Annotated in this window: 19 protein-coding genes and 1 tRNA gene; 10 read left to right on the top strand and 10 right to left on the bottom strand. The window is 62.0% G+C overall.

The features are described from left to right. Positions 1-67: 67 nt before the first annotated feature. Positions 68-1228, bottom strand: coding sequence for an alcohol dehydrogenase (yqhD, locus tag ACPW74_RS18685; protein WP_223953864.1), 1161 nt, complete (start codon positions 1226-1228; stop codon positions 68-70). 118 nt (positions 1229-1346) lie between these two features. Here yqhD and ACPW74_RS18690 point away from each other — a divergent pair, with 118 nt between their 5' ends. Genes ACPW74_RS18690 through ACPW74_RS18700 form a run of 3 tightly spaced genes read left to right on the top strand, consistent with a single transcriptional unit; the run spans position 1347 to position 3233 of the window. Further along, on the top strand, positions 1347-2270 hold the full coding sequence (locus tag ACPW74_RS18690; RefSeq protein ID WP_010675998.1) for an AraC family transcriptional regulator: 924 nt from the start codon (positions 1347-1349) through the stop codon (positions 2268-2270). A gap of 1 nt (position 2271) precedes the next feature. After that, the gene (locus ACPW74_RS18695; RefSeq protein ID WP_041211937.1) at positions 2272-2793 is read left to right on the top strand and encodes a lipocalin family protein; all 522 of its coding nucleotides are present in this window, start codon (positions 2272-2274) and stop codon (positions 2791-2793) included. Next, complete coding sequence (locus ACPW74_RS18700; RefSeq protein WP_425858427.1) at positions 2790-3233, top strand: GNAT family N-acetyltransferase; 444 nt, start codon at positions 2790-2792, stop codon at positions 3231-3233. Before ACPW74_RS18695 ends, ACPW74_RS18700 begins: the two co-directional genes overlap by 4 nt. Positions 3234-3361: 128 nt before the next feature. On the opposite strand, the gene ACPW74_RS18705 is transcribed toward ACPW74_RS18700, so the two are convergent. Then, a complete protein-coding gene (locus ACPW74_RS18705; protein WP_425858428.1) occupies positions 3362-5251 on the bottom strand; it encodes a methyl-accepting chemotaxis protein in 1890 nt (629 codons plus the stop codon). 410 nt (positions 5252-5661) lie between these two features. Between ACPW74_RS18705 and ACPW74_RS18710 the strand changes: the two genes are divergently transcribed. After that, positions 5662-6180 (top strand): class IV adenylate cyclase, encoded by a 519-nt coding sequence (locus tag ACPW74_RS18710; RefSeq protein ID WP_279982101.1) that lies wholly within the window; start codon positions 5662-5664, stop codon positions 6178-6180. Positions 6181-6236: 56 nt separating this feature from the next. On the opposite strand, the gene ACPW74_RS18715 is transcribed toward ACPW74_RS18710, so the two are convergent. Both ACPW74_RS18715 and ACPW74_RS18720 read right to left on the bottom strand, forming a co-directional pair. Continuing rightward, positions 6237-7607 (bottom strand): phosphatidylserine decarboxylase family protein, encoded by a 1371-nt coding sequence (locus ACPW74_RS18715; RefSeq protein WP_425858429.1) that lies wholly within the window; start codon positions 7605-7607, stop codon positions 6237-6239. A gap of 209 nt (positions 7608-7816) precedes the next feature. Beyond that, positions 7817-7893, bottom strand: a tRNA-Trp gene (locus tag ACPW74_RS18720). 202 nt (positions 7894-8095) lie between these two features. On the opposite strand from ACPW74_RS18720, the gene ACPW74_RS18725 reads away from it, so the two are divergent. The 4 genes from ACPW74_RS18725 to ACPW74_RS18740 all read left to right on the top strand — a co-directional run bounded on the left by ACPW74_RS18725 (position 8096) and on the right by ACPW74_RS18740 (position 11024). Continuing rightward, a complete protein-coding gene (locus ACPW74_RS18725) occupies positions 8096-8650 on the top strand; it encodes a hypothetical protein (protein WP_279982104.1) in 555 nt (184 codons plus the stop codon). A gap of 262 nt (positions 8651-8912) precedes the next feature. Then, on the top strand, positions 8913-9833 hold the full coding sequence (gene pyrB / locus ACPW74_RS18730) for an aspartate carbamoyltransferase (protein WP_010676005.1): 921 nt from the start codon (positions 8913-8915) through the stop codon (positions 9831-9833). A 16-nt stretch (positions 9834-9849) separates the two neighbouring features. Beyond that, the gene (gene pyrI / locus ACPW74_RS18735) at positions 9850-10314 is read left to right on the top strand and encodes an aspartate carbamoyltransferase regulatory subunit (protein WP_010676006.1); all 465 of its coding nucleotides are present in this window, start codon (positions 9850-9852) and stop codon (positions 10312-10314) included. A 218-nt stretch (positions 10315-10532) separates the two neighbouring features. Next, entirely contained in the window at positions 10533-11024 is a 492-nt protein-coding gene (locus tag ACPW74_RS18740) for an arginine repressor (protein WP_039039633.1), read from the top strand. A gap of 154 nt (positions 11025-11178) precedes the next feature. Here the strand turns inward: ACPW74_RS18740 and ACPW74_RS18745 are convergent, their stop codons facing one another. From ACPW74_RS18745 to arcA, 4 genes are all read right to left on the bottom strand, one after another. Then, positions 11179-12585, bottom strand: a complete 1407-nt coding sequence (locus ACPW74_RS18745; protein WP_279982105.1) for a YfcC family protein — start codon at positions 12583-12585, stop codon at positions 11179-11181. A 121-nt stretch (positions 12586-12706) separates the two neighbouring features. Continuing rightward, positions 12707-13711: an ornithine carbamoyltransferase gene (argF, locus tag ACPW74_RS18750; protein WP_279982106.1), complete on the bottom strand. Its 1005-nt coding sequence runs from the start codon at positions 13709-13711 to the stop codon at positions 12707-12709. 78 nt (positions 13712-13789) lie between these two features. Then, entirely contained in the window at positions 13790-14716 is a 927-nt protein-coding gene (arcC, locus tag ACPW74_RS18755; protein ID WP_279982108.1) for a carbamate kinase, read from the bottom strand. A 62-nt stretch (positions 14717-14778) separates the two neighbouring features. Continuing rightward, on the bottom strand, positions 14779-15951 hold the full coding sequence (gene arcA / locus ACPW74_RS18760) for an arginine deiminase (RefSeq protein WP_425858430.1): 1173 nt from the start codon (positions 15949-15951) through the stop codon (positions 14779-14781). A 136-nt stretch (positions 15952-16087) separates the two neighbouring features. On the opposite strand from arcA, the gene ACPW74_RS18765 reads away from it, so the two are divergent. Continuing rightward, a complete protein-coding gene (locus ACPW74_RS18765) occupies positions 16088-17128 on the top strand; it encodes an IS481-like element ISAs19 family transposase (protein ID WP_104452167.1) in 1041 nt (346 codons plus the stop codon). 822 nt (positions 17129-17950) lie between these two features. Beyond that, positions 17951-18127, top strand: a complete 177-nt coding sequence (locus ACPW74_RS18770; protein WP_174213875.1) for a hypothetical protein — start codon at positions 17951-17953, stop codon at positions 18125-18127. 751 nt (positions 18128-18878) lie between these two features. Here the strand turns inward: ACPW74_RS18770 and ACPW74_RS18775 are convergent. Both ACPW74_RS18775 and mglC read right to left on the bottom strand, forming a co-directional pair. Next, positions 18879-20612: a methyl-accepting chemotaxis protein gene (locus tag ACPW74_RS18775; RefSeq protein ID WP_279982111.1), complete on the bottom strand. Its 1734-nt coding sequence runs from the start codon at positions 20610-20612 to the stop codon at positions 18879-18881. A gap of 57 nt (positions 20613-20669) precedes the next feature. After that, complete coding sequence (gene mglC / locus ACPW74_RS18780) at positions 20670-21680, bottom strand: galactose/methyl galactoside ABC transporter permease MglC (protein ID WP_010676014.1); 1011 nt, start codon at positions 21678-21680, stop codon at positions 20670-20672. Positions 21681-21685 lie beyond the last annotated feature (5 nt).

Consider the following 21685-nt stretch of genomic DNA (forward strand, 5'->3'; position numbering starts at 1 on the left):
CCGCCTGCTGGCGGGTTCGGGCCCCCTGGTGCAACCGGGCCTTGGGCCCGGTTCAGGCGTGCTCTGCTTACCAGGCAGCCTCATAAATATGCCGGCTCTGGGCCAGGTCGATGTCGCCGTGCTCACCCAGGGCGGTCATGCCGTGCTCTTCGAGCTTGGCCAGCAGGGCGTCGATCCGGGCGTCGGCCACGTAATCCCGCAGCCGGGTCTTGATCCCCATCCGCTCGAAGAAATCGCGGGTGGCGGCGATGGCACCGTCGATACGCGCCTCGTCACTGCCGCTGCGCAGATCCCAGACCCGCTCGGCGTATTGCAGCAGCTTGGCGCGCTTCTGCTCGCGCTTGGCCTGCAGCAGGGCGGGCAGCACCACCGCCAGGGTCTGGGCGTGGTCCAGACCGTGCAGGGCGGTGATCTCGTGGCCCAGCATGTGGGTGGCCCAGTCCTGGGGCACGCCGGCTCCGATCAGGCCGTTCAGCGCCAGGGTGGCGCTCCACATGATGTTGGCACGCACGTCGTAGTTTTCCGGCTCCACCAGCGCCTTGGGCCCCTCTTCCGCCAGGGTCAGCAGCAGCCCTTCTGCGAAGCGATCCTGCACCTTGGCATCCACCGGGTAGGTGAGGTACTGCTCCAGGGTGTGGATGAAGGCATCCACCACCCCATTGGCCACCTGACGGGCGGGCAGGGTGTAGGTGAGCACGGGGTCGAGCACGGCGAAGCGCGGCATCACGAAGGGCGAGAAGAAGTGCTGCTTGTCCCCAGAGCTCTTGCGGGTGATGACGGCGCCCATGTTCATCTCGGAACCGGTGGCTGGCAGGGTCAGCACGCTGCCCAGGGGAATGGCGGAGGCCACCTCGCCCCCGACGGTCTCGAGGATGTGCCAGGGATCCCTGGCCGGATCGTAGTGAGCGGCCGCGGCGATGAACTTGGAGCCGTCCAGCACGGAGCCGCCACCCACTGCCAGCAGGAAGTCGATCTTCTCGGCGCGGGCCAGTTCGACGGCGCCCATCAGGGTCTCGTAGGTAGGGTTGGGCTCGATGCCGCCAAATTCAAACAGGGTCAGGCCGGCCAGCTCGCGGCGGATCTGGTCCAGCAGGCCGCTGCGCACCACGCTGCCACCGCCGTAGGTGACGAGGATGCGGGCGTCGCTGGGGATCTGGCCGCGCAGCTGGGCCACCTGGCCCTTGCCGAACAGCACCTTGGTGGGGGTGTGCAGGATGAAGTTGTTCATGGGATCTCCCGGGGTGGTCGTAGTCGGTAAGGTATGGGTTGCATTTTTCTCTTATAACCCCCTACCATCAAGGGAGCTTTCTGCCGATTTATTGCCTATTTCTACTGAGCCTGGATAAATGAGTACAAATCAGCCCATCGCGGCGACCCATCAGTCCGCCCTCGCCAGCCGACTCGCCGCCCTGGCTCCCCACCCGGGGATCACCGCCGCCCCCGTGCCCGGCGTGCACCTCATCTACACCACGGAGCATCACGACCGCATCCCGGTGCTCTACCGCCCGCGCATGATCATCATCCTGCAGGGGCACAAGGTGGGCTATCTCTCGGACTTCACCTTCCGCTACGACCCCGAGCACTACCTGATGATGACCCTGCCGCTGCCCTGCGAGTGCGAGTGCTTCGCCTCCCCCGAATCCCCTCTGGTGGGGCTCTCGGTAGAGATCGACGTGGCGGCGCTGCAGGCCCTGCTGCTGGAGATGGGGGACGCGGCCCCCGCCCCGGCGGAACCGGGTCGCGGCGTCGTCTCCGTGCCCCTCTCCGAGACCATGCTCTGCGCGGTGGAGCGCCTCATCGACGTGATGGACAAGCCGCTCCACGCCCGGGTGCTGGGGCCCCAGATCGTGCGCGAAATCCTGTTCCACGCCCTGCACGAAGGGGGGGCCCCCGCCCTGCTGGCCATGGCCAGCCGTCACAGCCAGGTGAGCCAGATCGCCCGGGTGCTGCGTATCATGGAGCAGCGCTTTACCGAGAACCTGACGGTGGAGGAGCTGGCCCGGGAGGCGAACATGAGCGTCTCGGCCTTCCACCACCACTTCAAGGCGGCCACCGCCACCTCGCCCCTGCAGTACATCAAGACCCTGCGCCTGCACCGGGCGCGGCTGATGATGCTGCATGACGGCCTCAAGGCCGGGGTGGCGGCGGACAAGGTAGGCTACGAGAGCGGCTCCCAGTTCAGCCGCGAATACAAACGCTTCTTTGGCAACACCCCGAGCGAACACGCGGCACGCTTCCGCTCGGGACAACTGCGTATCGTGGAGGGATGACATGCGCACACTGATCCTGCTCGTTCTGACCCTGCTGGCCACCGCCTGCACCGGCATTCCACCGGGACACCAGGTGGTCAAGCCCTTCCAGCTCGACCGCTACCTGGGCACCTGGTACGAGGTGGCCCGCCTCGATCACGGTTTCGAGCGCGGCCTGAACCGGGTCACCGCCACCTACAGCCTGCGGGATGACGGTGGTGTCAGGGTGATCAACCGGGGGCAGGACGAACAGGGGGAGTGGCGCGAGGCCGAGGGGCGCGCCTACTTCGTGGGTGACAGCGACGAGGGGCGCCTCAAGGTGAGCTTCTTCGGCCCCTTCTACGGCAGCTACAACGTGCTGGCGACGGACTATGAGCTCTCCCTGGTGAGCAGTTACAACCTCCAGTACCTCTGGATCCTCTCCCGCACGCCCCATCCCCCCAAAGAGAAGGTAGAGGCCCTGGTCGAGCGGGCCCGGGGGCTCGGCTTTGCCACCGACCGGCTGATCTGGGTCAGCCAGGATCCGGCGGGGAACGCCCCATGAGGATCTTCCAGGCCACCCCCGGGGACATTCCCCTGGTCACCCCCCTGTTCGTGCAATACCGGGCGTTCTACCGGCTGCCTGCCCGGCCCGAGGCCGCCGAAGCCTTCCTGCTGGAGCGCTGCACCGCCGGGGAGTCGGTGCTCTTCGTGGCCCAGAGCGAGGCGGGAGAGGTGCTGGGATTTGCCCACCTCTATCCCCTGTTCTGCTCCCTCGCCCTGAAGCCCGTCTGGCTGCTGTACGATCTGTTCGTGGCGCCGGCGGCCCGCCAGCAGGGGGTGGCCCAGGCGCTGCTGGCGCGGGCCGATCGCCACGGCCAGGAGACGGGCGCCGCCTTCCTGATGCTGAGCACCGCCACCGACAACCGGCAGGCTCAGGCCCTCTACGAAGGGCACGGCTACCAGCGGGACAACGAGTTCTACAGCTACATCAAGCCCCTCTGAGCCTCTGCCTGCACCCGTTGCAGGGCCAGGACCCGGCATTATTCAGCGGGTGCATGACGAATTAATATCCATACACAGGATGAATAAAGGCGACCCCGGGGTCGCCTTTGTCACATCCGGGTCGCAGCCTAGAGCCGGAAGCGCCCGATCTCCTGCTCCAGCCGCTCGGTGAGAGACTTGAGCTGGGCCGCCTGGGCGGCCTCTTCGCCAGCCTGGGCCGCCAGCGCCTGGGAGACGTGGCGGATATTCTCGGTGTTGCGGCTGATCTCGCCGGTCACCGAGGTCTGCTCCTCGGCCGCCGCCGCGATCTGGGTCGCCATGTCGCTGATGGCGCCGATGGCCTCGTTGATCCTGCCCAGGCTGAGATTCGCCGCTTCGGCGTCCTCCACGCTGGTGCCCGCCAGCTGGCGGCTGGTCTCCATGCCGCCCACCGCCTTGCGGGTGGTCTGCTGCAGCGCCTCGATCATCTGCTGGATCTCGGCGGTGGAGTCGTGGGTGCGGCGCGACAGCACCCGCACCTCATCCGCCACCACGGCAAAGCCGCGCCCCTGCTCCCCGGCCCGGGCCGCCTCGATGGCGGCGTTCAGGGCCAGCAGGTTGGTCTGCTCGGCGATGCCGCTGATGGTGGCCAGAATGCCGCTGATCTGCTGGGCGTGGCCATCCAGCTCGTGGATGGTCTGGCTGGCGTCGGAGACCTCCCCCGCCAGCCCCGTGATGCTGCGCTGGCTCTGGCCGACCTGGGACTGGCCGGCCACCGCGAGGCGCACCGCATCACCGGCGGTGTTGGCGGCAAACTCGGCGTTGCCGGCGATCTCCTGGGTGGCGGAGGCCATCTCGGTCACCGCGGTGGCCACCATGACGATCTCGTCCTGCTGCTGGCGCACCCGCTGGCTGCGGGCCTCGGCCCCCGCCGCCTGGGTGCGGGACTGGGCCGCCAGCTCGACGGTGACGTCCCGCAACCGGCTGACGATGCCGTGCAGTCGCGCCACGAACTGGTTGAAGTTCTGGGCCAGCTGCCCCACCTCATCCTGGCTGCGGGTGGCGATCTGCACCGTGAGATCCCCCTCCCCGTGGGCGATGTCGGCAAGCGCCCTGGAGACCCGCCCCAGATCCGCGAACAGGTAGTTGAACATGGCGATGAGCAGGGCACCGAACACCAGCAGCAGCACCAGGGTCAGCCCCACCAGTTGCCACAACAGGGAGGCGAGCGGCGCCTCCAGCACCTCCTTGTACATCACCATGGCGAGCAGCCAGTCGGTGCCGGGCACTCCCTGCACCGAGAGCAGCACCTCGCGCCCGTTCAGGTTGGCGCCGTGCAGTTCGCCGTCGCGGCTCCACGCATCCAGCGCCGCCCCGGTGAGACCGGGATCCAGCTCCGCCACCTGCTTGAGCGCCAGCTCCTTGTTCGGGTGGCCGACGATGAGGCCGGTGCGGTCGAGCAGCATGGCGTAGCCCTCTCCCTGCACCTTCATGGCCAGCACCTCGTCGATGAGGGCGTCGAGGGAGAGATCCGCCCCTGCCACCCCGATCACCCGGCCCTGGTGGCTCACCGGCTCGGCCAGGGTCACCACCATCTGCTGCATGGTCACGCTGACATAGGGCGACGTGACGATGAGCTTGCCCGCCTTGTCGGCGTTCTGGTACCAGGGGCGGGCCCTGGGGTCATAGTTGGCGGTGTTGAGGGCGGGATCGTGGCGGGTCATCTCCCCCTGCGCCGAACCAAAATAGGTGAGGCCGAAACCGCCGGAGGTGCGGGTCTGCAACAGGTGGGGCACCAGGGCCGTGTCGGGGTCGCGCGCAATGACGGCGGCCAGGGCGTCGACCGCGTGCTTGCGATCCTCAAGCCAGTTGCCGATGGCCACTGAGTGGGCGTGGCCGTAGTTGACCGCCTCGCTCTGGATGGTGTCAAGGGTGCGGGATTTGAGGGTGTGGAAGGCGACAATACCGAGCAGGGCTGCCATCAGCAGCACTACCCCCAGGCTGGCCGCGAGCAGCTTGCCGCGCAACGAGAGAGTCATGACAACGAATCCTTGTGGTAGCCGGGGGCCGGGAATACCCCCATCTTGGTAGTTCTATCGGCACAATGATGAACGGTCTTTAGTGAATCCTGATATTTTTTCATCTATCAACAACAGAACGCACTACCAGCAACAGACTGTTCACTATTCCATGCTGACACCCGCAGGCACCACAAGGCCGCCCTAAGGCGGCCATGAGGTCATATCGCGGATGACGGGCAGGCACCGGCAGAGCAGGTCAGCACCCGCTGACCTGTCTCTTGAGGGCGGTTTCAGGCGTCTGAAAGAGGGTTGGCGGGCAGGGTTGAGCATCCATCAGGAACCGAACTGGTGCTCCCCCTGTTGCCCCCCTCTCGGCAACGTGGGCTGTGCTAGATTGGGTATCCCGTTTTCAAGGAGAACCCGCTGCCATGCCACGAAATATCGAGATCAAAGCCCGCATAGTCGGGGTCGATGACCTTATCTCCAAAGCTGCGGCCATCGCCGACAAGGGCCCCGTCGACATCGCCCAGGATGATACCTTCTTTCGCTGTGAATCGGGCCGCTTCAAATTGCGGACGCTCTCCCCGTCGGCAGGCCAGCTCATCTTCTACCGCAGGCCTGATCAACAGGGTCCGAAGGAGAGCTACTACCACATCACGCCAACGAACGAGCCGGACAAGCTGCGGGAAACGCTCACCCTGGCTTGCGGCCAGATTGGCAGAGTGCGAAAACAGCGGACCCTGTTTCTGGTGGGCAGAACCCGGATCCATCTCGACCGGGTTGAAGGGCTGGGTCACTTCCTCGAACTGGAAGTGGTGCTGGAAGATGACGAACCGCGCGAGGTGGGGATGCAGGAAGCTCACGACATCATGGCGCGTCTCGGTATCGAACCCTCCCGGTTGATCGAAGGCGCCTATCTGGATCTCCTGCTGCAACGACAACCCTGAGGGATTCACAACAACAAGGCCGCCTCAAGGGCGGCCTTTACTGTCCGGCAGCTGGGTTATTTGACCCGCGCCAGCGCCGTGTTGATCCTCAGGTTGGTCGCCTCCAGCCCCGGCTGCTGGCCGTAGAAGTCGAACGCCAGCTCGACACCGGGGCGAAACAGCAGGCAGTGGGTGGAGCCGCCGAAGTGGAACATGCCGAGCTGCTCCCCCTTCGCGATCCGCTGCCCCGGCTGCCCCGTCACCTCGCAGCTCGACACCTCCGCCATGCCCACCGGCACCACGCACATCAGGCCGATCCTGGGGTTGTCCGCCTCGATGAAGATGAGTGCCCGGGTCGCCACCGCGGTGAGGAAGGGCTGGGACTGGTTCGGGGCGCTGGGGTCGGGCCCCGCCGGGCTGTCGAAACCCTGGTGGCGGTTGGCCAGGTAGTAGCTGCCGTTGACCACCTTGACCGAGCGCACCGTGCCGCTCACCGGGCTGTGCCAGCGGTGATAGCTGAGGGCGCTGAGGAAGGCCTGATAGAGGGTGCCCCCCTCGAACGCGGCGGCGCGCGGGTCGAAGTCCAGCAGGTTGTCCAGAGAATAGGGCTGCCCCTTGAGCCAGAAGGCGTCCTGCCGCCTTACCCCGGTCACCACCTGCAGCGGGGCCGACTCGCAGGTGTTGGCGATCACGCTGTCATCGTCCGGGGCCGTCACCGGCCGCACGCCGGGGCAGAAGCGGCGGGTGAAGAAGTCGTCCCAGCTGGCGAAGCCCTCGTATTCCTCTCCCGGCGCGGTGTGGAAGATCCCCTCGAAGCGCTCTGGGGTGGGGTTGTCGCCGGCCCCGAGCGCCCCCTGCGCCACCTTGACCATCTCCCGTTTCGCCACCTCCCCGAGCCAGGGGACGATCAGGGTCTGGCGATCCAGGGGGCTCACCGACTCGGTCAGCACATAGCGGGACGCGGGACCTTGCAGGAAATCGGCCCAGTAGCCGAGGATCTTGCGCAGTTGCTGGTTCACCAGCGCATTGGCGAAGAAGTCGTACCCGGCGGCCGTCGCCATGGGCCAGTTGAGCAGGGCATTGATGGGGAATCCGATCAGCCCGGCGGGCTCCTGGGTCTGCACATTCTGATAGGCTTCCGGGGCCGTGGTCATGATGCCGTTGAGCAGCTGCAGGAACTCATCGAAGCTGTGCACCTGGACCTGACCGAGCGGCGTGCTGTGCTCATGCTGCCACGCCTCGTCAAACATCCCCTGGGCCTGCTGATGCAGGAGGGGATCCTGCTCCACCAGCGCCTTCAATCCGGCGATCGGGGCCACCAGCGGGCGAGGCTGGCGGGTGACCGCCTGACGCAGCCGCTGTACCCAGCGCGCCACATGGGCCTGATCCCGGGGGACCCAGCCACCGGCATGGGCATGGGGGTGACGCGTATCCACTGCCTTGTTCATCGCTCTCTCCTTGTTGAAGCGCCTTGGGCCCGCCGGATGCGATGCGCCTGAGGGCGCCATCTGGCAGGAAGCAAGGTGTAGCACAGGGGAAAAGCGGCCTCCATTGGCAGAAATGGCAGCGGCGAAGCGGGGAAAAAGAGGCTAAGGGAGGCGGTGGCAAACGCCGAAAATGCGAAAGGCCAGCTCAATGAGCTGGCCTTTCTGAAAAATGGCAGGGGCGGCAGGACTCGAACCCGCAACCATCGGTTTTGGAGACCGCTGTTCTACCAATTGGAACTACGCCCCTGCAACAAACGAGGCGTAGTATACAAAGCGGAGGTCAAAGGTAAAGGCTTTTTTTCTTACTTTCGATGCGATCGAACAAATGACGAGCAGATCCCCGCAATTCCAACAAGGAGCGGGGGTAAGCTGCTGTATTTGCAGCCCCGACGGGGTAGGAATGGGACACAAATGGGGGTAGGGTGAAACCAGGCTCAGGGAGGCTGCCCATGCTCAATTACCGACTGCTGCAACAGCTTGCGCCCCTCAACTTCCGGGATGAGCGCAAGACGGAGACCCTGGCCGACTATCTGGACAGAGTCTCTCCCCTGGTGCCCTCCATTCCCTCCAATGTGCTCGCCCAGTGGATTTACCGTCATTGGCGCGGTTTTGAATCCAACTGGAGCTTTATCGATCTCGCCAGCCACCAGTTCGAGTGCGAGCACTGGCCCACCGCGCAGATTATCGAGCAGATAGACTCCCGCCACATGGAGGTGATCGATCGCTGGGGCGAGATGCTGCGCAGCAACCGCTACGTGCGCCGCTCCTGGCTCGGCGATGACATGCTGCGCCGAGGCACCTGGTCCGAGCCTGTCATCGTCCTCGCCACCGCCCCGGGAACCTGCTACCCGGACGGTCACCCCCTGCCCCATCCCTACTGCCTGCTGGAGGGGCACCACAGGCTCGGCTACCTGCGCAGCATGGCCGCCGATGGCGCCCCCTTGCAGGCGCAACACGCACTCTGGATTTGTCGACCCGTTCGCGACACTCAAACGTTTTTCTAGGCAAATCCTGCCTCTGAAATAAATTTTTGACAATTCAAAAACCAGCCCTATAATCGGTGCGGTTTTGAAAAAGGTCGGGACAGGACAATGCCGTTTTTGATGAAAAAAGCAGCCTTGCAGACGGGTGGAGCGCACCAGAGCGGCCCCGTTGTTTCCGGTTCCCGTCCCACAGATCCCCCGTTTTTTTTGAAAAGAGCCCCTGTTTCAGGGGCTTTTTTTTGTGCCGGAAAAACCTTCATTGATGCCAAAGGGAATGCAGACGATGACCAATCCACTCTATAACAAACACGTCATCTCCATCTCGGATCTGACCCGGTCCGACATGGAACTGGTGGTCGCCACCGCACAGCGGTTGAAGGCCGAACCCGACAGCCGCCTGCTGAAAGACAAGCTGGTCGCCAGTTGCTTCTTCGAAGCCTCCACCCGCACCCGTCTCTCCTTTGAGACCGCGGTCCAGCGCCTGGGCGGCAACATCATCGGCTTCGCCGACGGCGGCAACACCAGCGCCAAGAAGGGCGAGACTCTGGCCGACTCCATCAAGATCATCAGCTCCTACACCGATGCGGTGGTGATGCGCCACCCGAAGGAAGGGGCAGCCCGTCTGGCCTCCGAGTTCTCCCGGGTGCCGGTCATCAACGGCGGTGACGGCTCCAACCAGCATCCCACCCAGACCCTGCTCGACCTCTTCTCCATCCACGAGACCCAAGGCAAGCTGGACGGCCTCAACGTCGCCTTCGTCGGTGACCTGAAGTACGGCCGCACCGTCCACTCCCTGGCCCAGGCCCTGAGCCTGTTCAACTGCCGCTTCTTCTTCATCTCGCCGGAGGCGCTGGCCATGCCGGACTACCTCTGCGAGGAGCTGGAAGAGAAGGGCATCCGCTTCAGCGTGCACGAGACCATGGAAGAGGTGATGCCGGAGCTCGACATCCTCTACATGACCCGCGTCCAGAAGGAGCGCTTCGACGAGACCGAGTACAAGCACATGGCTGCCAAGTTCGTGCTGGAGCTGGCGACCCTGGAAGGGGCCAAGCCCACCATGAAGATCCTCCATCCCCTGCCCCGGGTTGACGAGATCGAGGTCGCCGTCGACAAGACCCCCCACGCCTACTACTTCCAGCAGGCGGAGAACGGGGTCTATGCCCGCCAGGCACTGCTGGCACTGGTACTGAACGAAACCGTCTAAGGGAAAGGGGAACATCATGTCCGAGAAGAACCAACTGCAAGTCGAAGCCATCCGCCACGGCTCCGTCATCGACCACGTCCCCGCCGGCCAGGGCATCAAGATCCTCAAGCTATTCCAGCTGATCGAGACCCAGGAGCGGATCACCGTCGGCTTCAACCTCAAATCCGGCGCCCTCGGCAAGAAAGATCTCATCAAGATCGAGAACACCCGTCTGACCGAGCAGCAGGCCAACCAGCTTGCCCTGTTCGCCCCCAAGGCGACCGTCAACATCATCGAAGACTTCGTGGTGGTGAAGAAGCACCAACTGGCGCTGCCGGAGTTCATCGAAGGGGTCTTCCACTGCCCCAACTCCAACTGCATTTCCCACAACGAACCGGTGGAAAGCTACTTCCGGGTGCGCGAGGTGAAAGGGGCGGTGCGGATGAAGTGCAAATACTGCGAGAAGTCCTTCACCCAGGACATCGTCAGCGAACGCTACTGATTTCCTGCCGACAAAAGATATCCATGTGGGCCCCATCGGGCCCATTTTTGAACCCTGTCACATCACTTATTCCCCCTTTGGTTATAATTTGCCATCCCGTAATGGATATACCTCGCTCATCCCCTGCTTGAGTGCTCCTCATTAGTGTTTTTCGCTATGAAAAGCCGGAACGACAGACTGGGCGAGACCGCCATCGCTCATCGCCAAAGGAAGTCGCCATGGTCAACACCCTCAGCCGCCCAGCAGAACCAGAGTCCGACCTGGCCCAGCTCGACGCCTGCCGCCAGATCATCGGCCAGCACTGCTACAGCACCCAGGAGGAGATCCGCCGCGAGCTCTCCGCCCGCGGTTTTGCGGACATCAGCCAGTCCACCATCTCCCGCCTGCTGCGCCGTCTCGGGGTCGCCAAGGCCCAGAACGCCAACGGCAAGAAGGTCTACACCCTGGTGGACGAGCAGCTGGAGCCCGCCGGCAGCACCCGCTCCATCCACGACATGGTGCGCGCCGTGGTCCACAACCAGCAGATGGTGCTGGTGCATACCACCCCGGGGGCCGCTACCGTGGTGGCTCGCCTGCTGGATCGCAACGCCAATCCCGAGATCCTGGGGGCCGTGGCCGGCAACGACGTGGTACTGATCGCCCCGCGCCACATCAGCCGAACCCGCCAGGCTCACGCCGCCGTGGTGCGCACCCTGGAAAACGCCCGCTGACCCCTGCTGGATGCCAGAAGGCGACCCCGGGGTCGCCTTTTTGTTGCCCGCGCGGCAAGGAGACAGACCACGGGAGAGCCCGGGCGCCCCGCCTTGCCTGTCATAAAAAACGGGAGCCCCAGGCTCCCGTTGTTGTCCCTATGTCTGTCGGCATTCATGCCAGCACGGCACCCAGGCTCAGGCAGAGCACGATCAGCACAGTCAGCATGCCGAGCAGCGGGGCCACCCACTTCAGCCAGCGCACATAGGGCACCTTGGCGATGGCCAGCCCCCCCATGACCACGGCGGAGGTCGGGGTCACCAGGTTCACCAGGCCGGAGGCGGACTGGTAGGCGGTGACCACCAGCTCGCGGCCCACGTTGGCGAAGTCGGCAAGCGGCGCCATGATCGGCATGGTCAGCACCGCCAGACCGGAGGAAGAGGGCACCAGGAAGGAGAGCACCACTTCCAGCACGAACATCACGTTGATGAAGACGATGGTGGAGAGGCCGGTCACTATCCCCTCTGCACTGTGCAAGATGGTGTGGGTGATCATGCCGTTGTCCATCACCACCACGATACCGCGGGCGATACCGATGATGAGGGCCACGCCGAGCAGATCGCGGGCACCGTCGATGAAGTTGGAGGTCAGCTCCTCCTCGCTCATGCGTGAGATGACGCCGACGATGATGGCGGCAGCCAGGAAGACGCCGGAGATCTGCGCCATCCACCAGCCCAGCACGGCCACCCCGTAGATCATCACGGCGAAGGCGGCGACGAAGATGCCCAGCACAATCTTGCGGGTGGTGGTGAACTCCAGCATCTGGTCGCTCTTGTTGCCGAGGAAGTGGGCTCGGTTCTCTTCCCACTTGTCGGCCACCAGGGACTTGCTGGGATCGCTTCGCACCATCTTGGCGTAACGCATCACATAGGCCACGCAGGTCAGCCAGCCGGCCACCAGCATGGCGACCCGCAACCAGATGCCGTCGGTGAAGGAGATGCCGGCCGCGTTGGCGGCGATCACGGTGGCGAACGGGTTGATGGTGGAGCCCAGGGTACCGATACCGGCCCCCAGCAGCACGGTCGCGGCAGCGACCACGGGGTCGAAGCGGGCGGCCATCATCACCGGCACCAGCAGGGTGTAGAACGGCAGGGACTCTTCCGCCATGCCGTAGATGGTGCCCCCTGCGGCGAACAGCGCCATCAGGATCGGGATCATCCACTCTTCACGGCCACGCAGGCGATCGGTGACGCGCTCGATACCTGCATCAATGGCACCTGTCTTGGTCACGATGCCAAGGAAGCCACCGATGATCAGGATGAAGAGGGAGACGTCGATGGCGCCAGCCTCATAGGTGTCGTGGTTGTAGAGACCGTCGATGGGTGCCAGCAGCACGTCGACGATCCCCTGGGGATTGGCATCCACCAGTTTGTAGGTACCGGCCACCGGCACTTCCTTGCCGAGGGCCTCGTTCATGGTCATCTCGTATTTGCCGGCCGGCACTATCCAGCTCAGGGCGGCCACCAGGGCGATCAGCACAAACAGTATCGTGTAGGCTGACGGGAACTTGAATTTGGTCATGGTCCAGCTTCCTTCTGTGGGTGTGGTATCCATGCAGGCTGCGGGTCGTAGGGTTGGAGGTATTATGCCGCTGTCACATGGTTGAAAAGCCGGGGGTCACCCCCCGGCACCACTGACGACGTCAGTCGCCCAGCGTAGCCACCATCACTGCCTTGATGGTGTGCATCCGGTTTTCCGCCTCGTCGAACACGATGCTGTGCTCGGATTCGAACACGTCCTCGGTCACTTCCAGGCCCTTCATGCCATATTTGTCGGCCACTTCCTTGCCCATGGTGGTCTCGTCGTTGTGGAACGCCGGCAGGCAGTGCATGAACTTCACATCCGGGTTCTTGGTCGCGTTGATGACGTCCATGTTGACCTGATACGGGGTCATCAGTTTCACCCGTTGATCCCAGGCTTCCTTCGCTTCACCCATGGAGACCCAGACGTCGGTGTAGAGGAAGTCGGCACCCAGCACACCCTCTTTCACGTCTTCGGTCAGGTGGATGCGCGCACCGGTCTCTTCGGCGATGAGGCGGCAGGTGGCAACCAGCTCCTCTTCCGGCCAGAAGGCTTTCGGCGCCACCAGGCGGATGTCCATGCCCATTTTGGCGGCACCCACCATCAGGGAGTTGCCCATGTTGTTGCGGGCGTCACCCAGGTAGGCGAACTTGATCTGATCCAGACGTTTGCCCTTGCCGTGCTCCAGCATGGTCATGAAGTCGGCCAGGATCTGGGTCGGGTGGAATTCGTTGGTCAGGCCGTTCCAGACCGGCACACCGGCGTGGGCCCCCAGCTCTTCGACGATCTCCTGGCCGTAGCCGCGGTATTCGATGCCGTCATACATTCGGCCCAGCACCTGGGCGGTGTCCTTCATGGACTCCTTGTGACCGATTTGGGAACCGCTCGGGCCGAGGTAGGAGACCTGGGCGCCCTGGTCGAAGGCCGCCACTTCGAAGGCACAGCGGGTGCGGGTGGAGGTCTTCTCGAAGATCAGGGCGATATTCTTGCCGACCAGATGCTTGCGCTCATAGCCACCGTATTTGGCTTTCTTCAGGTCGATGGCCAAGTCAATCATGTATTGGATTTCGCGAGGGGTGAAGTCCAGCAGTTTCAGGAAGTTACGGTTACGCAGATTAAAAGCCATGATGAGTTCTCTCTATCTTTGTTCAGACCAATTTGGCAGTGTCATTGACTACGCAGTTGTTCAGACCAGAGCCTTGGCTCAGGCATTGACGGTATGGGTGGCGACGATATTGGTACCGACCTCCCCCTTGAGGATGGCGAGGCCATCTTCCAGGGAACCGATGCCGACCATGCCGCCGGTCGCCTTGACGAATTCACAGGAGGCTTCGACCTTGGGCCCCATGGAGCCGGCATCGAACTTGACCCCGGCCAGCTCGTCCGGGCTGGTGACCCGCAGCGGACGCTGGGTCGGCTTGCCCCAATCCAGATACACTGCATCGGCGTCGGTCAGGATCAGCAGGGCGTCGGCCTTGATCTGCTTGGCCAGGTAGGCGGCAGACATGTCCTTGTCGATGACGGCCTCGATGCCGGTCAGACTCTGGCCATCCCAGGTCACCGGGATGCCACCACCACCGGTACAGATGATGAGGTGACCCTGGGCAATCAGGGTTTCGATGGCGTCGCCTTCGACGATGCGCTGGGGCAGCGGGGACGGCACCACGCGGCGGAAGAACTTGCCGTCGGCCTTGACCACCCAGTGCTTCTCGGCAGCCAGGGTGCGGGCTTCCGCCTCTTCGTAGACGGGACCGATGAACTTGGTCGGGTTGGCAAACGCCGGATCCTCGGGATCGACCTGCACCTGGGTCAGCAGGGCGGTGACGTTGCGGCTCGGCATCAGGTTCTTCAATTCCTGGATCAGCATGTAACCGATCATGCCCTGGGACTCGGCACCCAGCACATCCAGGGGATAGGGGGAGACCTTGGTGTAGGCGCTGTTCTGCAGGGCCAGCAGGCCGACTTGCGGGCCATTGCCGTGCACCAGCACCACGTTGTAATCCTCGGCGATGCGGGCGATGGTCTTGGCGGCGGTAGCGATGTTCTTGCGCTGGATGTCGGCTTCCAGAGGTTCACCGCGGCGGAGCAGGGCATTGCCCCCCAGGGCGACGACGACAGTTGGTTTTTTCATGGGTGTTACTCTCGAATTCTGGTGTGTGTGGCGCCAGCCTCTGCCGGCGCCACGCCGTCTTGTCAGATGCCGTCGCGTTCCATCGGGCAGCTCATGCAGCGGGCGCCGCCGCGGCCACGTCCCAGCTCTTCACCCGGGATGGGCAGCACAGTGATGCCGGCCTTGTCGTACTTCTCGTTGGTGTAGGTGTTGCGCTCGTAACCCACCACCACGCCGGGGCGCACGGTCAGCACGTTGTTGGCGTCGTTCCACTGCTCCCGCTCGGCCTCGAAGCTGTCGCCGCCGGTGGTGATGAGCCTGAGCTGATCCACCCCCAGCGCCTTCTCGATAGCGGTCACGAAGTAACCCTCTTCCTTGATGTTCATCCCGGTGGCACCGCCCGGGGTCAGGCTCCAGCAGTTCACATCCTTGCGGATGACTTCCGGATAGACGGAGAAGGTGTCGACATCCATGTGGGTCATGACGGTGTCGAGGTGCATGCAGCTACGGTGTTTCGGCAGCTCCATGGCGATGACCTGCTTGGCCTGACCGTGCTTGAACAGGCTGCGGGCCAGATGCTCCACCCCTTGCGGCGTGGTGCGCTCGGACATGCCGATGAGCACGGCGCCACGGCCGATGACCAGAACGTCGCCCCCTTCGATGGTGGAGTTGTCGTAGTCGCGCTCCTCGTCACCGAAGTACTTGATGAACTCCTGACCGGCAAAATGCGGGTGCCAGCGGTAGATGGCCTTCACGTGGTTGGTCTCGCGACGACGGGCAGCCTTGGCCATGGGGTTGATGGAGACGCCGCCATAGACCCAGCAGGAGGTGTCGCGGGTGAAGAGGTGGTTGGGCAGCGGTTCGATGATGAAATCGGTCGGGGCATGCATGCCGACCACCATGTTGACGCCGCTGTAGGGCATCTCGGAGTAGGTGAGGCCGCCGGAGAGGATGCGGGCCAGCTCGCGGTGAGGCATGTCCGCCAGGAAGCAGCGCACGTCGTTGGCCAGGGCAGTGCCGAGGCGATAGTCGGAGACCTGGTGTTGCAGCAGCCAGGCTTTGGCTTCCGGCACGTCCAGGGTTTCCGCCAGCAGATTGGTCAGGAGGAAGACTTCGACATTCTGATCGCGCAGTACCTGAGCGAATTTGTCGTGCTCCTGACCGGCACGTTCCACGGACAGGACGTCGTCAAACAGCAGATCCTGGCAGTTGGAAGGGGTCAGACGCTTCAGACTGAGGTTGGGGCGGTGCAACATGACACGGCGCAACTGGCCAACTTCAGAATGTATGGAGATGGTATTCACCTGACAGTTGCCCACAAAAGGGAGTGGTCATACGGCTTCAAACCGGATAACAAAACGGTACCCCTACCGTGTTATCCGGAGTCACCGTATGACCACCAACGAGAAAGTAGCACGTCGCAAACTCAGCCTGCTAGAGCTCGCCAAAGAGCTCAATAACGTCAGCAAAGCCTGCAAGCTCATCGGCTACAGCCGTCAGCAGTTCTACGAAATTCGCCGTAACTATCAGACCTATGGCGCCGAGGGCTTGCTCGACAAACTACCCGGCTGTAAAGGGGCGCATCCCAACCGGGTCGCTCCCGAGATTGAACAGGCTATCCTCGATTACTCTCTCACCAGACCAACCCATGGCCCGCTGCGGGTCGCGCAAGAACTGGCTCTGCAAGGCATCAACGTCAGTGCGGGCGGTGTGCGTGGCGTGTGGCAACGTCACGACTTGCTCTCCAAGCATGACCGCTTGTTGCGCCTCGAGAAAACCCACAGGGAACAGACGATTGAGCTCAATGACGAGCAGATCCGCCTGCTCGAGCGCTTCAGCCCCGAGTTTCGCGAACGCCAAATTGAGGTTCACTACACCGGGGAACTGGTGGCGGTCGACACCTTCTTCGTCGGCGCACTCAAGGGGGTGGGCAAGGTGTATCTGCAAACCGTACTGGACTGCTACAGCCGCCACGCCTGGGGACGGCTCTACACCAGCAAGCTGCCGGTGACCTCGGTCCATGTGCTCAACGAAACGGTCCTGCCGTTCTTCGAGGCTCACGAGGCGCGGGTCTATACCATCCTGTCAGATAACGGGCGCGAGTTCTGCGGGCGCCCTGACCATCACCCCTACGAGCTGTTCCTGCAACTGGAGGGGATTGAGCACCGGACCACCAAGGTACGCAGGCCGCAGAGCAACGGCTTTATCGAGCGGCTACATCGCACCCTGCTGGATGAACACTTCCGTATCAAGGGGAGAACGACCTGGTATGAGTCGGTAGAACAGATGCAGACAGACCTGGATAGCTACCTGGGACACTACAACACCCAGCGGCCACATCAGGGCAGGATGATGGAGGGTCAGACCCCCTACAGCATGTTCAAGAAGGGTCTGAAATTGATACCGAAGGAAGTGCGCACTAAAGTAGCGTAAACAAGACACCGGTTTGAGGCCGGTGTCAGGTGATAACTAGATCTGTACATTCAGAACCTACATAAAATTTGCTCATGATGATATTCCGTCTAGCAGTGGTCCCTGCGAGTGATTGAATAGATTCCTTCTATTCAGGCTCGTGGCTAAGGCGGGATATTCTTTATGTAGGGTACTCGGCTTGTGTTCTATCCTGCCCTTGCCTTTCGACGCAGAGATTAGGTCTGGCAACTCCACCAAACTTGGACATTGATCACATTCACCCGAGACTGCATAAATTCAGAAGTTAATTTATGATGGAGTTTACATATCTGACATTTCCCTCACCCTCCATCCGGCATAAATACGCAATAAATCCCCAATATATTCCACAAAGAACGCAATTCCATTCATCCATGATATCCACAAATGGATAGTCACCAATAAAAAATATCAAATAAATCATTACATTAAAATCAAATCGCTCATTTTTTGAATAAACTTCACCCACCTTTGAATTTATCCTCGCTTATCATCCCGTTTGCTCTCACATAAATAATCACCTGCTCCTTTATCGCTGAATAATCCATCTATTGTCCCAGATCATGGCGGCCTGCCCGGGCCAGATGGCGAGCCTCATTGCCAAGTCGTGTGCACTATCTCTTTTATATGGATATGCATTTTGCACGCATCCTGATGGCGGCTTTTTCACCGACCGGAGTGCAACCGGGATTCAAAGTTTTTTCATTAGTTGAATTTTTTCAGTCACCTTGCGCCGATTTCGGGTTCGCCTTAACTCAAAAAGTGATGCTTGTTACATTCGTTCCCGTCACCAAGGAGATAACCATGAAGATCCCGTCGCTGTTTCTGCTCATCGCCCTGGTCCTGCCCATGACACCGGCCCTGGTGCATGCCCAGGGAGCCCCCGCCATGCCGCTGGTGGTCTGTCACGTTGACCAGGCACCCCAGATGCTGGTCCCCGCCTACCTATGCCAATGGCACGGTGGCAGCCAGCATCCCTGACCCTCTCGCCCAAGGGGAGGCGATCTCCTCTTGGGTCATCTCAGCTTTCCCTCCTTTACCTCCTTTATCTCCTGAATGGGATCCGGACCACGCCACCTGCATCATGCCCGTTGCCCTCCTCCACCCTCATCTGCGATCGACACTGACCGGTCTCCCCGGATTCTGAACCGCAGTTAAACGCCTTGTGAGACATTCGCTATCGACTGCGTAAGCAAAGTGCCAACAAAATTCTCGCCATAGTCGGAAGATGCGCGTAAAAAAACAGCATGAGAGATCATTAAAACCATGATTTTAAAAAAGATAACTTCATTATCCTTTCGCGGGAAACCAGTTTGAATAAAACGTTTTTCAGCATGTCATTGTCGCCCTGCGCGAAATCCTTATAGTTACTCCTGCACGGACGCAATGAAGTCGGTCAGGAAGACTGGCTGCCAGGGTTGGGCAAATGGACTCACCACAGGATGTGGTAAAGGACACCTCCCAGGACGGAGAAAGTGCGACGGGAACGGATGACTCGTCAGGCCATGATGGCTAAAGGACACCCCAAAGGATTGGGAAGGGGAAACCTAAAGGAAGAGGTATAGTCAGGGATTGCAGGGAGCAACTTCGTTCAAGGATATGAGCGATAAGACTATCGGGGGCGACGCAAGTCGCCCCCATCTTTTTTGGGTATTTTTCACGTCTACCCGCTGATGGGTCACCCCGATCACGGCATTGCTGGCCAGGGTAACCGGGACTCGCCCAGCCGGCGCTATTCCAGCCGGAAGTGTCCCACTATCTCCCGCAGCCTGTCATAGGTGCGCTGCATGGCGTTTGAGCTGTCCACGGTGCGCTCGCCATTCCCCTTGAGCTGGGTGATCACCTCGGCGATGGCACTCATGTTGCGATTGATCTCCTCGGCGACGGCACTCTGCTCCTCCGCGGCCGTGGCGATATGGCTGATGAGATCGTTGATCTCCACCACTTCTCCCGCCATCAGATCCAGCGACGCATTCACCTTGCTGGTGTTTTCCGCCGCATCCTGGCAGCTCTGCCGGGTGTTGCCCATGGCGGCCACCACGGTCTGGGTGCCCCGTTGCAGCCGGGTCAGCATGGTCTGGATCTCGGCAGTGCTCTTCTGGGTGCGTCCCGCCAGAGAGCGCACTTCGTCCGCCACCACCGCAAACCCCCGCCCCTGCTCCCCGGCCCGGGCCGCCTCGATGGCGGCGTTGAGGGCCAGCAGGTTGGTCTGCTCTGCGATGCCACCGATGACCCCGAGAATCGAGCCTATCTGCTGCACATCCTGCTGCATGGCTTCGATGGAGTGTGCCGTGGTCTCCACCTCCGTCACCAGCGCAGTGACGCTGGCCATGGCCTGATCCACCACCTGACGCGACTGGTTGGCCAGTTGCTGGCTCTGGCCGGTCAGCTGGGCAGTATTGGCCGCGCTCTCCGATACCGAGACGGCAGTACGGCTCATCTCGTTGATGGCGGTGACCACCTGTTCGGTCTCCCGCACATGCTCCGCCAGCAGGCCCTGGGCTGACCCCGTCTGCCTCGCCAATGCCGATATCCCTTCATTGAGCTGGCCGCTCGCTTGTCTCACCTCCCCCATCATGCTCTGCAACTGCTCGATGAAACGGTTGATGCCCGCCGAGATCTGGCCGAGATCATCCTTGCTGGTCACCGTGAGCCGGCGGGTCAGATCCCCATTGCCCTGGGAGAGCTCCTGCACCAGGTCGCGCAAGGAGAGGATGGGTCTATAGGCCAGGTTGAGGGCCACCATGGAGAGGGCCAGTACCAGCGCCGCCACCCCGAGCAGGGCCAGGGTGATCTTGCCGTTGAGCGCCTGGGTCATGGCCCGGATATAGTCGAGATCCACATAACCGGTCAGGGTCCACTCGCTGCCGCGAATATCCAGCTTGTTGGGGCGGCTCTCGCTCTCTCCCTGGGGCTTGCTGCTGTAGAGCACCTGTCCCTGACTGTCGGTGAGGGAGAAGTAACGCCCTTCCCCGCTTACCTTGGTCAGCAGCGTCTTGAACTCGCTCATGTCGAGGTAGTAGAGGTAGGCGGAGTCTGCACCGCGCGGCACCAGGATGGAGATGACGGGTTTGCCGTCCAGCTGCTCCAGCGGGCTGACGGTGATCTGGTTGTTGGCGGCGGGGATCAGCTTGCGCAGGGCGTCAACCCTGGCCTTGTCGTCGATGACCCCGTTCGCGTCGAATGCCATGTCGCCAATGAGCTTGACGATGTTGTGAAAGCCGGTCTCCTGCAGCGCCTTCTTGACGCTGGTCACCCCGAGGTTCAGGTTGGCGGCCAGCAGCACCTTCTGGGTGATGTCACCCGCCAGCTTCTCCCTGACCAGGGTGATCTGCTCGTTGATGTTCTGGGTGGCCTGGATGCGGATGTAGCCGCTGATGAAATGGTTGACGCTGAACCAGGCGGTACCGATGGTGACCAGAATGGCGAGCAGCAACAGTACGTTGATTTTGACTTTGAATGCCATGGTATGGGTCCCTCCAAAGAGAAAGGGCCGGGATGACCCGGCCCTCCCTGCCAATGCTTATTTCTTCTTGGCGTACTTCATGGAGTCCAGGGCTACCGCCAGGATGATGATGCCGCCCTTGATGATGAACTGCCAGTAAGGGCTGACACCGATGTAGGTCAAACCATAGTTGATCAGCGTGAAGATAAGTACGCCGGTGATCACACCCGCGACAGTTCCCACACCGCCGGCAAACGAAACGCCCCCCACCACGCAGGCCGCGATGGCATCCAGCTCGTACATGAAGCCGAGGTTGTTGGTGGCACTGCCGATCCGCCCCGCTTCCAGCATGCCGCCGAAGGCGTAGAAGACACCGGCCAGGGCATAGATGACCACCAGGTTGACGGCGACGTTGACGCCGGACACCTTGGCCGCTTCCGGGTTGCCACCGATGGCGAAGATGTTCTTGCCAAAGCGGGTCTTGTTCCACAGCACCCAGACGAAGACGCTGGCGATGGCCGCATAGAAGGTCAGGTACGAGAGCTTGAACCCGCCAATCCGGATGAAGCCCTGCGCAAAGTTGGAGAAGCGAGGATCAAACCCGGCTACCGGGGAAGCCCCCACGGAGTCAAAATAGAGGGAGTTGATGCCGTAGACGATGATCATGGTGCCCAGGGTGGTGATGAAGGGCGTCACGTTCAGGTAGGCGACAATCAGGCCGTTGACCAGACCAATCAGGGCCCCCACCACGCACACCAGCAGGATCACCGCCGGAATGGGCACCTCCCCCAGGGTGGGGAAGACCTTGTTGACGTTGGTCAGGGCCTGCAGCATGGTGGCCGCGATCAGCGCTGCCAGGCCGACCTGGCGACCGGCCGACAGGTCAGTACCCTGGGTGATGATGATGCCCGCCACCCCGAGGGCGATGATGACCCGTACCGAGGACTGGGTCAGGATGTTGCTGAGGTTGGTGAGGCTGAGGAAGGAGGGCTCCTTGATCACGATGATCATGAGCAACACCAGCAACACCACATAGATGCCGTTCTCTTTGAGCGCCTGCATCAGATTGAAATTTTTAGCCGACTCCATAATGT

The organism is Aeromonas sp. INTO2, from assembly GCF_049860605.1.
GTDB classification, from domain to species: Bacteria; Pseudomonadota; Gammaproteobacteria; order Enterobacterales; family Aeromonadaceae; genus Aeromonas; species Aeromonas caviae.